This window comes from Salinispora mooreana, assembly GCF_000379065.1.
Classification (GTDB): domain Bacteria; phylum Actinomycetota; class Actinomycetes; order Mycobacteriales; family Micromonosporaceae; genus Micromonospora; species Micromonospora mooreana.
Genome location: NZ_KB900614.1, coordinates 3,838,356 through 3,853,175 on the forward strand (window position 1 = coordinate 3,838,356; position 14,820 = coordinate 3,853,175).

Genomic DNA, 14,820 nt, shown 5'->3' on the forward strand with positions numbered 1-14,820 from the left:
CTATGACCGACAGGTACGCGAGCTTCGTCCAATCAGGGGTCGGCCGGGGGCTGGTCAGGCGCCTCGGGCTGCCCGACCCGCCCCAACTCCGCCGGCACCGGAGCGGTGACCCCCTCATCCCCGGACCCGTCCTGCTCGGTGCCGCCACCGGTGGCCGGCTCGCCGGCGGCATCGGCAAACTCCTGACCGCCGCCGGAGTCGAACTCGGCGACCCGGCCGATGTCGCCCCCGGGGCCCGGCTCGGCGCCCTCGTCTACGACGCCACCGGCATCACCGACTCGACCGCGCTGCGCCAGCTCTACGACTGCCTCCACCCGCACGCCCGCTCGGTGCTGCCCAGCGGCCGGGTGATCGTGCTCGGCACCCCGCCCGCCGAGTGCTCCACACCTCGGGAGGCCACCGCGCAGCGGGCGCTCGAAGGGTTGACCCGCAGCATCGGCAAGGAATTCGGCCGGGGTGTCACCGCCCAGCTGGTCTATGTGACCGACACCGCCGACCCGGGCACCGCGACCAGCCTCGAGGCCACGCTCCGTTTCCTGCTCTCCGGGCGCTCCGCGTACGTCTCCGGTCAGGTGATCCAGATCGGTGCCGGGCAGGCCGCGCTCCCGGCGGACTGGGACCGCCCGCTGGACGGCCAGGTGGTGCTGGTCACCGGTGCGGCGCGGGGGATCGGCGCGGCGCTGGCCCGGGTCCTGGCCCGCGACGGCGCCGAGGTGGTCGCCCTGGACATCCCGGCCGCCGGTGACGAGCTGGCGACGGTGGCCAACGACATCGGCGCCACCGCCGTGCAGCTCGACCTCACCGCCCCGGACGCCCCGATCCGGCTGGCCGATCACCTCTTCGCCCGGCACGGCCGGGTTGACGTGGTGGTACACAACGCGGGCATCACCCGGGACCGGACCCTCGGCCGGATGGATGTTGACCGGTGGGACCAGGTGATCGATATCAACCTCTCCAGTCAGGAGCGGATCAACGACCTCCTGTTGGAACGCGAGTTGATCCCGGCCGGGGGTCGGATCGTCGCGGTCTCCTCGATCGCCGGGATCGCCGGCAACCGGGGGCAGACCAACTACGCCACCAGCAAGGCCGGGGTGATCGGTCTGGTCGAGTCGCTCGCCCCGGTGCTGGCCGAACGTGGCATCAGCGTCAACGCGGTCGCCCCCGGGTTCATCGAGACCCGACTGACCGCCCGGATCCCGCTGGTGCTGCGCGAGGCCGGCCGGCGGATGAACAGCCTTGCCCAGGGTGGCCTGCCGGTGGATGTCGCCGAGACGATCGGCTGGCTGGCCTGGCCGGCCAGCGGCGCGGTCAGCGGCAACGTGGTCCGGGTCTGCGGCCAGAGCCTGCTGGGGGCGTGATGGGAGGCCCACAGGAGCCGTCCGACGCCGAGCAGGCCACCCGGTCCCGGGTCCAGCTGGCGGCGCTGCCGGAAGTCGGTGCGCTCTACCGCCGGGCGCTGCTCGGCGCGCTGCCCGGAACCGGGTCCCGGCGGGCCGAGCAGCCCCCGGCGATCGAGTTGCGGGTGGCCGGAATCGCCATCGACCGAGGACGTCTCGCCGCCTACGACCGGGTCTGCGGATTCCGACTCACCGACCGGTTGCCGGCGACGTTCCCGCACGTCCTGGGTTTCCCGCTGGCGCTGCGCCTGATGACCGCGCCGGACTTCCCGATCCCGCTCGCCGGCGTGGTCCACGTCGGCAACCGGATCACCGTCCACCGCCCGATCGACGCCGCCGAGACACTCGACTTCGTCGCGTACGCGGCGAACCTGCGCCCGCACGACCGGGGCCGGCAGATCGACGTGGTGCTGGTGGGTGCCGTCGGCGGCGCGGAGGTCTGGCGTGGTGTCTCCACCTACCTGGGCCGGGAACAGACGTCCGGCGGTGGCGAACGCGCCAACCGGGGTGACCAGCCCCCGGCGCCGCGCGCCGGTGCGCACTGGCGCGTCGGGCGCCAGCTCGGGCCTGCGTACGCCCGGGTCTCCGGCGACCACAACCCGATCCACACCTCCCGGCTCGGCGCGCGGCTCTTCGGCTTCCGGCACCCGATCGCGCACGGTATGTGGAGCAAGGCCCGCTGCCTGGCCGCGCTGGAGCCACGGCTGCCGGACGCGTACACCGTTGACGTGTCGTTCAAGCTGCCGGTGCCGTTGCCCGGCACGGTCGCCTTCGGCAGCACCTCGGCGGGCGACTTCGCGCTGCGCGACCTGCGGGACCGCCCCCACCTCCTCGGCACGTTCCAGGAGCAGTGAGCGCGCCCTCATCCTTCCTTTTGTGGCGGAAGGGCCCCCTCCACATACCGACACCCCGAGCATGAGGAGATGGAGTCCGCGCTCGACCTGCTGCGGCAGCTGATCACCTCACCGGTGGTGTATCTGCTGCTGTTCGCGCTCACCGCGGTCGACGCAGTCGTCCCGATGGTGCCGGCCGAGACCGCGGTGATCACCGCAGCGGTGCTGGTCAGCGGCGACGTGCCGGAGCTGGCGGGTATCTGGGGCGTCGCCGCCCTCGGCGCGCTGGTCGGCGACCACGCCTCGTACGTGATCGGACGGGGCGGCGGCGCGCGGCGGCTGGCCAGACTCCCGGCGCAGAGTCGGCGGAGAGCCAGTTCGGAGTGGGCCCGACGGGCGTTGTATCGCCGGGGCGGTGTTGTCCTCACCACCGCCCGCTACCTCCCCGGCGGACGAACGGCGGTGACCCTCACGATGGGCGCGGTGCGCTATCCACTGCGGTCGTTTCTGCTCTTTGACGCGATCGGCGCGGGGAGTTGGGCGTTGTACAGCGTGCTGCTGGGCCACTTCGGCGGGCTGGCGTTCCAGCAGGAGCCACTGCTTGGCGTGCTTACTGGCCTGACCCTGTCGGTCGCGGTGACCGGCCTGCTGGAGTTGACCCGGCGGCTCCGCCGGCGCTCGCGCCGCCGGAACGCCGCCCGGCGGTGACCGAGGGTGCCGCCCACCGGTAGCCGAGGGCGCCGCCGTCGGTGACCGATGGCGACCCGGAGGCGCGTCAGGAGGGGGCTTCGCCCCGCCTGTTGGGCGGGCGCCAGCTGGTCCCGGCGAGCAGCTGGGCCGCGCCGACCCAGGCGACGTTCATCATCCTGGTGGCGGTCTGCTCCGGGTCCGCCTCCGGGTGGTCGACCAGCCAGTCGGCGACTGACTCGGTCGCGCCGACCAGGGCGTAGGCGACGACTTCCAGCTCGGTCTCGGTCACCTCGCGCCCCGCATCGCGCAGGGTGTCCTCGAGCATTCCGGCGACGACCTCGACGATCCTCCGCCGCAGGGCGGTGATCTCGCCAGCGAAGGGCTGCTCGCCCCGGGCCTGCCGGTAGAGCACAGACCAGCCGTCGCGGTGCGCGCCGACGAAGCCGAGAAAGGCTCGCAGACTCCGCCAGAGCCGCTCGTCGGCCGACAGGTCAGGAGCGACGACGTCGGCGATGGCCTGCATCATCCGGGTGCCCTCGCGGTGCAGGCAGGCGACGAAGAGCTCCTCCTTGGTGCCCAGGTACGCGTAGACCATCGGCTTGGAGATGCCGGCGTCGTCGGCGATCTCATCCATGCTGGCCCCGTGGTAGCCCCGCCGAGAGAAGACCTTGACTGCGGCATCGAGCATCTGTTGCTCGCGGACGGCTCGGGGCAGACGGCGGAAGGTGGGGGTACTGGACACCCTTGCAAGCATACCTACTCGTGCGTAGGGTTACGCGCGAGTAGTCAATTTCGGAAGGTGCGCCCCATGACTGACTTCGACCCGGCCAAGTTCGCCAACGTCGGCCCCAAAGAGTTCGCGCAGCTGGTCAAGTCCACCCCCGACGACAAGATCACCGAGATGATGTCGGGTGACCTCCGCGGCAAGGTCCTCGACGAGGTCTTCGGCCGGATGCCGCAGCTCTTCCGCGCCGACCGGGCGGGCTCGACCAACACGGTCATCCACTGGAACATCACTGGTGGTCCCGGTGGCGGCACCGACACCTACGAGGTGGTTATCGCCGATGGTGCCTGCACCGTCAACCAGACCTCCCAGCACGACCCGAAGCTGAGCCTCACCCTGGGTCCGGTGGAGTTCCTCAAGACCGTCTCCGGCGGCGCCAACCCGGTCATGATGTTCATGAGCGGCAAGTTGAAGGCCAAGGGCGATCTGGGACTGGCCGCCAACATCGCGAACCTCTTCGACATTCCCAAGGCCTGAGTATGGCCGAGTTCTCGCTCGATCTGACCGAGGAGCAGCGGGATCTTCGTGACTGGGTACACGGCTTCGCCAGCGAGGTCGTCCGCCCAGCCGCCGCCGAGTGGGACGCGCGGGAGGAGACCCCGTGGCCGATCATCCAGGAAGCGGCCAAGGTCGGCCTCTACGGCTTCGAGTTCCTCGCGACCTGCTGGGGCGACCCCAGCGGCCTCTCCCTGCCGATCGCCTGTGAGGAACTCTTCTGGGGCGACTCCGGCATCGGCCTGAGCATCTTCGGCACCGGCCTCGCCGTGGCCGCCATCTACGGCACCGGCACGCCGGAGCAGCTGATGGAGTGGGTGCCGCAGTGCTTCGGCGACCTCGACTCCCCCGCCGTGGCGGCGTTCTGCACCAGCGAACCCGAGGCGGGCTCCGACGTCGGCGCGATGCGCACCCGCGCGGTCTACGACGAGGCCGCCGACGAGTGGATACTCAGCGGTCAGAAGTCATACGCGACCAACGGCGGAATCGCCGGCGTGCACGTGGTCACCGCCTCAGTCGACCCGGAACTCGGCTCTCGCGGGCAGGCGGCGTTCGTCGTACCGCCGGGCACCCCCGGGCTCGCCGCGACCCGCAAGCTCCGCAAGCTGGGCCTACGCGCGTCACACACGGCCGACGTCTTCCTCGACGATGTCCGCGTACCCGGCCGCTGCCTGCTCGGCGGCAAGGACGCGCTGGAGGAACGGCTCGCCCGGGCCCGCTCCGGCCGGCGGGCCTCCTCCCAGGCCGCGATGCGTACGTTCGAGCTCTCCCGGCCGACCGTCGGCGCGCAGGCGATCGGGGTGGCCCGGGCCGCCTACGAATACGCGCTGGACTACGCGAAGGAACGGGTCCAGTTCGGGCGACCGATCATCGAGAACCAGGCGGTGGCGTTCGCACTGGCCGACATGAAGATGGAGATCGACGCCGCCCGGCTGCTGGTCTGGCGAGCCTCCTGGATGGGGCGCAACAACCGGGCCTTCACCGCCGGCGAGGGCTCGATGTCCAAGCTGAAGGCCAGTGAGGTCGCGGTCAGCGCGACCGAGAAAGCGGTGCAGCTGCTCGGCGGTGCCGGCTTCCTCCGCGACCACCCGGTCGAGCGGTGGTACCGAGACGCCAAGATCTACACCATCTTCGAAGGCACCTCCGAGATCCAGCGGCTCGTCGTCGCCCGCGCCATCTCCGGCGTCCAGATCCGCTGACCCACGCTGGGACCCCCGGCCACTCCCCGGCCCCGGATGCTGCCGGGCCCGGGGAGTGGCCACCGGAGTTCCCCACGGCCGGCCGAGCCTTTCACGGCCGGCCGTTCGCCGTCACCGCCGGTCGGATCCGCCAGCACTGCGATCCGCCGGTGCCAGTCCCGACGGGCCGGCTACGATGATCTTCGCAATGACTCGGACCGAACACCGCCGCCGGACACCGTTGCTGCTGGTCGAGGCAGCGACACTGCTCTCGGCGACCGGCAACGGCGTGGCCATCGTGGCGCTACCCTGGCTGGTCCTGGAACGCACCGGCAGCGCCACCGCGGCCGGTATGGTGGCCGCGGCCAGCGGACTACCGCTCCTGCTGTCCAGCCTCTTCTCCGGCACGGTCGTTGACCTGCTCGGGCGTCGCCGGACCGCGCTGGTCTCCGACGCCCTCTCCGCCGTCTCGGTCGCCGCCATTCCCCTCGTCGACGCCCTGTTCGGGCTGAACCTCGGCTGGATCGTCGCGCTGGCCGTCCTCGGCGCGGTCTTCGACCCGGCCGGAATGACCGCCCGTGAGACGCTGCTGCCCGCCGCCGCGCAGGCCGCCGGCTGGCGGATCGAACGGGCGAACGGCGTACACGAAGCGATCTTCGGGCTGGCCTTCCTGATCGGCCCCGGAGTCGGCGGTCTGCTCATCGCCACCGTCGGCCCGGAGGCGACGTTCTGGGTCACCGCCGCCGGCTTCGCGCTGTCGGTCCTCCTGGTCGCGGCCGTCCGACTGCCCGGCGCGGGCCGACCCGACCGCCCACCCAACGGCCTGTGGCGGGGCACCCAGGAAGGGCTGGGCTTCGTCTGGCGGGACCCACTGCTGCGCACCCTCTCCCTGATCACGATGGTGCTGGTCGCGCTCTACCTGCCGGTCGAGGGAGTGCTGCTGCCCGCCTGGTTCGTCGCCGAAGGGGAGCCCGCACGCCTCGGTACCGTCCTGATGGCGATGAGCGCCGGAGCCGTGGCGGGTGCGCTGGGCTCGTCGGCGGCCGGTCGGTTCGTCCGCCGCCGCTCCCTGCTGGCCGCCGCCCTCGTGATCACCGGCTTGGCCCTGCTCGGGCTCGCGTTCCTGCCGCCGTACCCGGGGATGCTCGCCCTCGCCGGCCTGGTCGGGCTCGCCTATGGGCCGGTCAACCCACTGGCCAACTACGCCATGCAGACCCGTACCCCGGAGCGGCTCCGCGGCCGGGTGGTCGGGGTGATGACCTCGTTCGCGTACGCCGCCGGGCCCGCCGGTTACCTGCTGGCCGGCCCGCTGGTGGAGTGGCTGGGCCTGGACACCGCCTTCCTGGTGCTCGCCGGCGCGCTCCTGGTGGCCGTTCTGGTCGCCGCGCCGCTGCCGGTGCTGGCGGCACTGGACGATCCACCCCGGTACCCGCCCGCCCCGCCCGGTGGGACGACGGGACGGAGTGAGGGGCCGGTGCCGCTCGGCGAGCAGTGGTTGCCCGCCGCGCACCGCGACCCGCCAGCTTCCCGATAGGTCGGCGCCCCGCCGAGGGCGGTCAACCTGGAGTGGCGATCCGGCCGTCCACCGCCGCGGCGGCGATGTCGGTGCGATGGTGCGAGTCGGCCAGTTCGATGCCGCGGACCAACTCGTAGGCAGCGTCCCGGGCAGCGGCCAGGTCGGCGCCGATGGCCGTGCCGCAGAGCACCCGACCACCCGCGGAGCGCAACGTGCCGTCGGCGGCCCGGCGAGTGCCGGCGTGGATGACGCCCGAGGCCTCCGCCCCGTGGATCACGTCGCCCGTGCGTGGCGTCGCCGGGTAGCCCTCGGCGGCCACCACGACGGTGACCGCCGCGCCCTCGCGCCACCGCAGCGGCGGGTGCGCGGCCAGCTCACCGGTGGCGGCAGCGTGCAGCAGCCCGGCGAGCGGTGTCTCCAACAGGGCCAGGACGGCCTGCGTCTCCGGGTCGCCGAAGCGGGCGTTGAACTCGATCACCCGAGGGCCGGCGGCGGTGATCGCCAGGCCCACATAGAGCAGCCCGGCGAACGGCGTGCCGCGCCGGCGCAGCTCGGCCAGGGTCGGGTGGACGATGTCGCGCATCACCTCGTCAACCAGGCCCGGCGGCGCCCACGGCAACGGTGCGTACGCCCCCATGCCGCCGGTGTTCGGCCCGGTGTCGCCGTCCCCGACCCGCTTGAAATCCTGCGCCGGCAGCAGAGGGACGGCCGTCTCGCCGTCGGTGACGACAAAGAGGGAGGCCTCGGGTCCGGCGAGATACTCCTCGATGACGACCTGGCCGCACTCCCGCGCGTGCTCCTCGGCCACCCGGCGGTCCTCGGTGACCACGACTCCCTTACCGGCGGCGAGGCAGTCGTTCTTCACCACGTACGGCGCACCGAAGTCGTCCAGCGCCTGGCCGACGCTCTCGGCGTCGGCGCAGGTGTACGCGCGGGCGGTCGGCACCCCGGCGGCGGTCATCACGTCCTTGGCGAACGCCTTCGACCCCTCCAGCTGCGCGGCCTCCGCGGACGGCCCGAAGGCGGGGATGCCCTTGGCCCGCACGGCGTCGGCGACCCCGGCGACCAGCGGCGCCTCCGGCCCCACAACCACCAGGTCCGCACCGCACTCGACCGCGAGCGCCGCCACCGCGGCCGGATCGGTGGGGACCACGTCCCGCAGCGCAGCGACCTCGCCGACCCCCGGATTCCCCGGCGCGGCGAAGAGCGCCTCAACCGAGGGATCGGCCACCAACCCGAGCGCGAGCGCGTGTTCCCGCCCGCCACCACCAATCAGAAGTACCCGCACGGGGGCGATCCTACGGCCCCCATCCGCACCCCGGTCGGTCCCGGGGTGCGGATGGCCGCTCAGGGCAACAGCGGGTGGTAGACGACGTTCTCATCCCGACCGGGGCCGACGCCGACCACGCTGACCCGGGTGCGGCAGAGCTCCTCAATCCGGGCGATGTAGCGGCGGGCGGCGGCGGGCAGCTCCGCCTCGGTCCGCGCCGTGGTGATCTCCTCCCACCAGCCGTCGAGCTCCTCATAGATCGGAGTCGCGTGGTGGAAGTCCGTCTGCGTCATCGGCATCTCGTCGACGCGCTTGCCATTGATCTCGTACCCGACGCAGATCGGCACCTTCGGCAGGCCGGTCAGCACGTCGAGCTTCGTTACGACCAGATCGGTGACCCCGTTGAGTCGGCACGCGTACCGGGCGACGACCGCGTCGAACCAGCCGCACCGGCGTTCCCGACCGGTGGTGGTGCCGTACTCGTGGCCGATCTTGCGCAGGTGCTGGCCGTTGTCGTCGTGCAGCTCCGTCGGGAACGGTCCAGCACCGACCCGGGTGGCGTACGCCTTGCTGACCGCGATCACCTTGGTGATGGCGGTCGGCGGGACTCCCGCTCCGACGCAGGCTCCACCGGCCGTCGGGTTCGAGGAGGTCACGAAGGGGTAGGTGCCGTGGTCCATGTCGAGCATGGTCGCCTGGGCGCCTTCCAGCAGCACGGTCTCGCCGTGGTCCAGCGCCTCCCAGAGCATCGCCCGGGTCTCGGCGATGTACGGCCGGAGCCGCTCGGCGTAGCCCAGGTACTCCTCGACGGTCGCCTCGACATCGATCGCCTTGCGGTTGTACACCTTGAACAGCATCTGGTTCTTCTCGCGCAGCGCGAGTTCCAGCTTCTTGCGGAGGATCCCCGGGTCGAGCAGGTCCTGCACCCGGATCCCCATCCGAGCGACCTTGTCCCCGTACGCGGGGCCGATGCCCCGGCCGGTGGTGCCGATCCGGGACGACCCCAGGTACCGCTCGACCACCCGGTCCAACGCCCGGTGGTGCGGCATGATCAGGTGGGCGTCGCCGGAGATCCGCAGCCGGGAGACGTCCACACCGCGCTCGGCGAGCCCGTCGATCTCGGCCAGCAGCACCTTCGGGTCGACCACCACGCCGTTCCCGATGACTATCTTCGCGTTCGGTGAGAGTGCCCCCGAGGGCATCAGGTGCAGCGCATACTTCTGCCCGTCCGGAGTGATGACCGTGTGGCCGGCGTTGTTGCCGCCGGAGTAGCGCACCACGTGGTCAACCCGCTCACCCAGCAGGTCGGTAACCTTGCCCTTGCCCTCGTCGCCCCACTGGGCCCCGAGAAGCACGATCGCTGGCATCTTCTTCAGCCTCCAGAAGGCTCGGGTGCCAGGCGGCGACCGGTCGGCGAGCCCGGGGTGTCAGGCTAACAAGAAGTGACGGCGCGGCCAGCAGGGGTTCGCGCGGATAGGTAGGAGGCTGCGACCCGTGTACGACGTGGTGCTGCTCACGCTCGGCTCGGAACGGGACGCCCCGGGCACCTGCGGCAGTGACGGTGCCTGCTGCGGCGACACCGGCAAGGCCAACGGCGAGCCATCGACGGAACGCTGCGAGACCCCTCGCGTACCGGTGCTGGCCTGTGCGGACGCGCTCGCCGCCCGGGGTGCGCGGGTCGACCTGGTGACCGCCCGCTCCGAGCGGGAGATCGACGAGGTGCTGGCCCGCCTCGACGGCCCACCCCGACCGGACGGCCTCGGCTGGCCCGACCCCGGCTCCCGCACCCGGCTGATCGTCGGCACCGCCAGCGACGCTCAGCTGCGCACCGTTCTGCGTCGCCTCGTCCGGCGGTACGCCCCGCCGCCGAGCCGCCGCCCGACGGATCTGCCGGTCAACCGGACGGTGCCGGACCTGCCACCGGTCGGCGTGCTGCCGCTCGACCCGGCCCGCGGCGGCCAACCTCGAGATCTGGCAGCGCAGCTCGGGCTGCCCCGCGACCCGGTGGCGGTGGCGGCGGCGGTGTTGGAGGGCACGCCCCGCCGGCTCGACCTGCTGCGCAACGACGCCGGCTCGGTCACGCTGGACGGCGCACTGCTCGGCGCCGCCGACGAGGGAGGCCAGCCGCTGCACTGGCGAGGCCGGGTCGAGGTCGACGACACGCTCCTCTCCGCCGGTGACGACCCGCTGCTGGCCTGCGCCATCGGCAACGCCGGTGGGTACGCCCAGCTGGCCGACGTGACCCTGCTCGCCGCCCCCGACCCGGGCGACGGTCTGGTCGAGGTCGCGGTGGCCGTCCCGGTCATCGCCTCGTCCCGGTGGGGCCGCCGGCGTCAGGTCCGCCTGGAGGTTCGTCGCGCCCGTGGTCGGGCGGTGGCCGTGGTGCCCCGGGAGGGGGCGATCCCGTTCCTTGATGACGGCGCCGAGGGCGAGCTGAAGCGGAAGCGGTCCTGGTGGACCGAGCCGGGTGCGTGGGCGGTCTGGTCTCCCCGGACCGTCCACCGGTAGGCCACTCTGGCCTTTTCTCGGGGCATATCCTCAGCAGAAGGCATGGGGAGGAGCCATGGTGGACGAGAACGCCGACCGGTCGTACCCGTCCGGCCAGCAGCCGGCACCGGAGCGGGACATCGAACCCTTGTGGCCGGCGGCCGAGGCCGAACCACTGTCCTGGTCGCCCGCGCCGGGACCGGATGACCAGATTCAGCCGCCTTCGCCCACCCACGGGACACCGGTCCCCACCGGGTGGACGAGCGCCCCTTCCGACGCGGCACGCGCCTGGGCGCCGAGCCCGGACAGCGATCCGCGCAGCGGGGTGGCTGACACTCCCCCGGCGCCCCACGCCCCCAACCTGGCACCGACGCCCGGCGTCAATCTCCACCAACCGTTCAGCCTCGACCCGACCGATCCGGCACCCGCGATGTCGACCGGAGGTAGGCCGATCGCCGGGGCATCGACGGAGAGCGGGCCCGCCGGCGACAGAGCTGGCTGGGATGGCCGCGGCGGCACCTCGACCGAGTCGCCGTGGGTGGCGCCACCACAACGCCCAGCACCGGAGGACGCCATCAGCGGTCCCGACGCTGCCAGCAACGACCCAGGCGGGTCGGGCGGGGAACGCCCCGGCCCGGAGTCTGGTGCGCCGACCGCCCCACCGGCCACGGGCAGGGCAACCATCCCGACGCCCTACCCAACCGCCGGCCCACCACCGGCAGGACCACCCACCGCAGAAGTGCCGCCGGCGGGACCGGCTCCGGGTCCCTACCCGCCACCAACGCACGGCGGCCCCGTACCGCCGACGGCCGGATGGACGTCAACCGGGCAGACGCCACCAACTGCCGAGGACTTCGCTCGGCGTCGACAGTTACGCCCGGCGGATCCGATGGCCACCATGGGCGTTCGGGCGATGGCCAACAGAATGGGGCTCCGCCTCCCGCCCGGTCGCCAGGAGCAGGAGATGCGCCGCGACGTGGAGATGGTCCGACGCAACTTTGGCGGGCTGCGACAGGTGACCGTGGTCAACCCGAAAGGCGGCGCCGGCAAGACGGTGGCGATCCTGCTGCTCGCCATGACCTTCGGCCAGAAGCGTGGCGGCTACGTCCTGGCCTGGGACAACAACGAGACACAGGGCACCCTGGGCATGCGCGCCCAACAGGACTTCCACGCCCGTACGGTGCGAGACCTGCTGCGCGACCTGAATCAGTTCCACGGCTCCCACGGGCGGGTCGGGGACCTGTCGCAGTACGTGCGGGCCCAGGGCGAGGGGATGTTCGACGTCCTCGCGTCGGATGAGTCAGCCACCGGCGGGGGGATGCTCACCGCTACGGCATTCGCGGAGATCCGCGAGGTGGTCAGCCGCTTCTACAAGCTGATCTTCGTGGATACCGGCAACAACGTGCGGGCGCAGAACTGGCAGGCCGCGATCGACGCCACCGACCAGCTGGTGGTGACCATGTCGGCCCGAAACGACTCCGCGGAGACAGCCGCCCGAATGCTCGACCATCTGGAGCAGAGCGGCCGGCAACGACTGGTGCGGCAGGCGGTGACCGTCGTCTCGATGCCGCCGTCCCGGAAAGAGATCGACCTGCCGGCGATCCAGGCGCACTTCGCCGCGCGGACCCGGGCAGTGCTCCTGGCCCCGTACGAGCGGCTCATCGACTCCGGCGAGCCGCTCCGGTACGCGGCGCTCTCATCGGCCGCCCGGGATGCCTGGCTCAAGATCGCAGCCGCGGTGGCCGAAGGGCTCTGATCCACCGAGACGAGCCGATGCGCCGGGCTGGCCGTGGCCAGCCCGGCGTCGGTCGTCCGAGGAGAGGTCAGTCGCTCGCCAGCGCGTCCGCCGCGGCCGGGTCGCAGTCACGGAGGAACTGGGCACAGCGGGCCGCCTCGTCGGCCTCGCCGATGGCGTCGGCCGCCCGGGACAGCACCCAGAGGCAGCGCAGGAAGCCCTGGTTCGGCTCATGCGACCACGGCACCGGACCGTGCCCCTTCCAACCGCTTCGGCGTAGCTGATCCAGGCCCCGGTGGTAACCGGTGCGGGCGTACGCGTACGCCTGGACCACCTGGTCCGCCGCGAACGCGCGGACCGCGAGCGCGGCCCAGGCCGCACTGAACGTGGGAAAGCGTGCCGCCACCGCGGCGAAGTCCTCGTCGGCGCCGCTCTGCTCAGCGGCGGCGATGGCGCTGTCGGCCTCATCGTGCGCGGGCAGGAGGGTGGCCGGTGGCTCCGGCAACAGGTTCTGCATCGTCCTATTCAACCCGCTTCCCCCGACGATCCGCGAGCGGGTCGACTGACCCCACCGCGGCACCCGCGCGCGCGACCCCCACCGCCGTCCGCCGGCGCGCTGGGCCACGGGGGTGGCGGTGTTGGCGGCCAACTATGTAGGTCACCGACTCCGGGGCCGATGCTGCCCGGGCAGCCGCCGGACGCGCCAAGAGCGACGGCCGGCCCCCAGTACGGGAGCCGGCCGTCCACCACGGCGATCAGATCACTTCATCCGGGTGCCGGTGGAACGCAGGTCCTCGCAGGCCTCGACGATGCGGGCGGCCATCCCGGCCTCGGCGGCCTTGCCCCAGACCCGCGGGTCGTACTTCTTCTTGTTGCCGACCTCACCGTCGACCTTCAGCACCCCGTCGTAGTTGCTGAACATGTGGTCCGCGACGGGACGGGTGAAGCAGTACTGGGTGTCGGTGTCGATGTTCATCTTCACCACCCCGTAGTCCAGCGACTCACGGATCTCCGACAACAGGGAACCGGAGCCGCCGTGGAAGACCAGGCTCAGCGGCTTGTCCTTGCCGTACTTGGCCCCGACCGCCGCCTGAATCTGGTGGAGCACCTCGGGACGAAGCTTGACGTTGCCCGGCTTGTAGACGCCGTGCACGTTGCCGAAGGTCAGCGCCGCCATGTAGCGACCCTTCTCCCCCAGGCCAAGCGCCTCAACCATGGCCAGGCCGTCGTCAACAGTGGTGTAGAGCTTCTCGTTGATGGCGTTCTCGACGCCGTCCTCCTCGCCGCCGACCACGCCGACCTCGATCTCGAGGACGATCTTGGCTTTGGCGGCCTCGCCGAGAAGCTGCTCGGCGATCGTGAGGTTCTCCGCTACCGGCACCGCCGAGCCGTCCCACATGTGCGACTGGAAGAGCGGCTCCTGGCCGGCCCGCACCCGCTCCTGCGAGATGGTCAGCAGCGGCCGGACGAACTTGTCCAGCTTGTCCTTCGGGCAGTGGTCGGTGTGCAGGGCGATGTTGACCGGGTACTTCTTGGCGACCTCGTGCGCGTAGCCGGCGAAGGCCACCGCGCCGGTGACCATGTCCTTCACGGAGGGGCCGGAGAGGTACTCGGCGCCACCGGTGGAGACCTGGATGATGCCGTCACTCTCCGCGTCGGCGAAGCCCTTCAACGCTGCGTTGAGGGTCTGCGAGGAGGTCACGTTGATCGCGGGGTAGGCGAACCGGCCTTCCTTGGCACGGTCCAGCATCTCCGCGTAGGCCTCGGGGGAAGCGATAGGCATGTCGAACGCTCCTTACTTAACGCTCTCGGCCGTCGCCGGCCGCTGTTGTCCATGGGTGCGCCGGACCGCGCTGTCCACCGCCGGCAGTATCCCGCAGTTGATTACGGTCGGCACCACCGGCCCGGCGGAGGCCATGCCCCCATCGTGGCACCGGGGTGCCACGCCGGGGAGGCATTCCCGTTTCCGACCGGATCGGCACGGTCCACGCCACCCCCGACGCAGAGCGTGACCAACCCGTACGGTGTGGGTAGTTGTCCGCACGAGTTCCAGGGAGGGACCATGGGCCTGCCCGACGAGGACTTCGCCCCGAGCGAGCACCTCACGCCGGACGAGCGGGACCCGGAGGCCGAGCCGGCGGACGCGGTCGAGCAGGCCACGGCGGCGCTTCCGGGCGAGGTGGAGGTCGAGCCGCACCTCGGTCTGGAGGTCAACGGCTGGGACGCGACGGAGCAGGCCCGCGCCGTCGGGGGCGACGAGGAGGACTACCGCTGAGCGGGCGGCCGACGGGGGCGATACGCCCAGAATCGCAGCCAGGCACAACTGGCTGAAACGGTAAATTTGCTTCAGGTCTTCGGGTGGTGTCGGCCAGCAGAACTTGCTCGGGGCAGCCATGCCTCGAGGGGGCAATTATGATCCACAAACCGACTTTGGT

The 14,820-nt window shown here is 71.8% G+C and carries 14 protein-coding genes; 9 read left to right on the top strand and 5 right to left on the bottom strand.

Annotation, left to right across the window (positions count from 1 at the left end):
* Window positions 1-2: 2 nt before the first annotated feature.
* The 3 genes from SALPAC6_RS0118245 to SALPAC6_RS0118255 all read left to right on the top strand — a co-directional run bounded on the left by SALPAC6_RS0118245 (window position 3) and on the right by SALPAC6_RS0118255 (window position 2,938).
* The gene (locus SALPAC6_RS0118245; protein ID WP_018254799.1) at window positions 3-1,358 is read left to right on the top strand and encodes a 3-oxoacyl-ACP reductase; all 1,356 of its coding nucleotides are present in this window, start codon (window positions 3-5) and stop codon (window positions 1,356-1,358) included.
* Window positions 1,358-2,251: a MaoC/PaaZ C-terminal domain-containing protein gene (locus SALPAC6_RS0118250; protein ID WP_018254800.1), complete on the top strand. Its 894-nt coding sequence runs from the start codon at window positions 1,358-1,360 to the stop codon at window positions 2,249-2,251. Before SALPAC6_RS0118245 ends, SALPAC6_RS0118250 begins: the two co-directional genes overlap by 1 nt.
* Window positions 2,252-2,320: 69 nt before the next feature.
* Entirely contained in the window at window positions 2,321-2,938 is a 618-nt protein-coding gene (locus SALPAC6_RS0118255) for a DedA family protein (RefSeq protein WP_018254801.1), read from the top strand.
* Between the two features lie 67 nt (window positions 2,939-3,005).
* Here SALPAC6_RS0118255 and SALPAC6_RS0118260 read toward each other — a convergent pair whose 3' ends face one another.
* On the bottom strand, window positions 3,006-3,662 hold the full coding sequence (locus tag SALPAC6_RS0118260) for a TetR/AcrR family transcriptional regulator (RefSeq protein ID WP_018254802.1): 657 nt from the start codon (window positions 3,660-3,662) through the stop codon (window positions 3,006-3,008).
* 66 nt (window positions 3,663-3,728) lie between these two features.
* Here SALPAC6_RS0118260 and SALPAC6_RS0118265 point away from each other — a divergent pair, with 66 nt between their 5' ends.
* The 3 genes from SALPAC6_RS0118265 to SALPAC6_RS0118275 all read left to right on the top strand — a co-directional run bounded on the left by SALPAC6_RS0118265 (window position 3,729) and on the right by SALPAC6_RS0118275 (window position 6,911).
* Window positions 3,729-4,181 (top strand): SCP2 sterol-binding domain-containing protein, encoded by a 453-nt coding sequence (locus SALPAC6_RS0118265; RefSeq protein WP_018254803.1) that lies wholly within the window; start codon window positions 3,729-3,731, stop codon window positions 4,179-4,181.
* Window positions 4,182-4,183: 2 nt separating this feature from the next.
* Window positions 4,184-5,398, top strand: a complete 1,215-nt coding sequence (locus SALPAC6_RS0118270) for an acyl-CoA dehydrogenase family protein (RefSeq protein WP_018254804.1) — start codon at window positions 4,184-4,186, stop codon at window positions 5,396-5,398.
* Window positions 5,399-5,573: 175 nt separating this feature from the next.
* Window positions 5,574-6,911, top strand: a complete 1,338-nt coding sequence (locus tag SALPAC6_RS0118275) for an MFS transporter (protein ID WP_026189813.1) — start codon at window positions 5,574-5,576, stop codon at window positions 6,909-6,911.
* 22 nt (window positions 6,912-6,933) lie between these two features.
* On the opposite strand, the gene purD is transcribed toward SALPAC6_RS0118275, so the two are convergent.
* Both purD and SALPAC6_RS0118285 read right to left on the bottom strand, forming a co-directional pair.
* Window positions 6,934-8,181, bottom strand: coding sequence for a phosphoribosylamine--glycine ligase (purD, locus tag SALPAC6_RS0118280; protein WP_018254806.1), 1,248 nt, complete (start codon window positions 8,179-8,181; stop codon window positions 6,934-6,936).
* 59 nt (window positions 8,182-8,240) lie between these two features.
* Window positions 8,241-9,530 (bottom strand): adenylosuccinate synthase, encoded by a 1,290-nt coding sequence (locus SALPAC6_RS0118285; protein ID WP_018254807.1) that lies wholly within the window; start codon window positions 9,528-9,530, stop codon window positions 8,241-8,243.
* A gap of 127 nt (window positions 9,531-9,657) precedes the next feature.
* Between SALPAC6_RS0118285 and SALPAC6_RS0118290 the strand changes: the two genes are divergently transcribed.
* The gene (locus tag SALPAC6_RS0118290; protein ID WP_018254808.1) at window positions 9,658-10,671 is read left to right on the top strand and encodes a diacylglycerol kinase family protein; all 1,014 of its coding nucleotides are present in this window, start codon (window positions 9,658-9,660) and stop codon (window positions 10,669-10,671) included.
* Between the two features lie 55 nt (window positions 10,672-10,726).
* A complete protein-coding gene (locus SALPAC6_RS0118295) occupies window positions 10,727-12,406 on the top strand; it encodes a chromosome partitioning protein (protein ID WP_026189814.1) in 1,680 nt (559 codons plus the stop codon).
* Window positions 12,407-12,473: 67 nt separating this feature from the next.
* On the opposite strand, the gene SALPAC6_RS0118300 is transcribed toward SALPAC6_RS0118295, so the two are convergent.
* Window positions 12,474-12,902 carry a DUF3151 domain-containing protein gene (locus SALPAC6_RS0118300; RefSeq protein WP_018254810.1) on the bottom strand — a complete coding sequence of 143 codons (429 nt, stop codon included), beginning with the start codon at window positions 12,900-12,902 and terminating at the stop codon, window positions 12,474-12,476.
* 243 nt (window positions 12,903-13,145) lie between these two features.
* On the bottom strand, window positions 13,146-14,168 hold the full coding sequence (fbaA, locus tag SALPAC6_RS0118305) for a class II fructose-bisphosphate aldolase (RefSeq protein ID WP_018254811.1): 1,023 nt from the start codon (window positions 14,166-14,168) through the stop codon (window positions 13,146-13,148).
* 279 nt (window positions 14,169-14,447) lie between these two features.
* On the opposite strand from fbaA, the gene SALPAC6_RS0118315 reads away from it, so the two are divergent.
* Window positions 14,448-14,660, top strand: coding sequence for a hypothetical protein (locus tag SALPAC6_RS0118315; RefSeq protein WP_018254813.1), 213 nt, complete (start codon window positions 14,448-14,450; stop codon window positions 14,658-14,660).
* The last annotated feature ends 160 nt before the right edge of the window (window positions 14,661-14,820 follow it).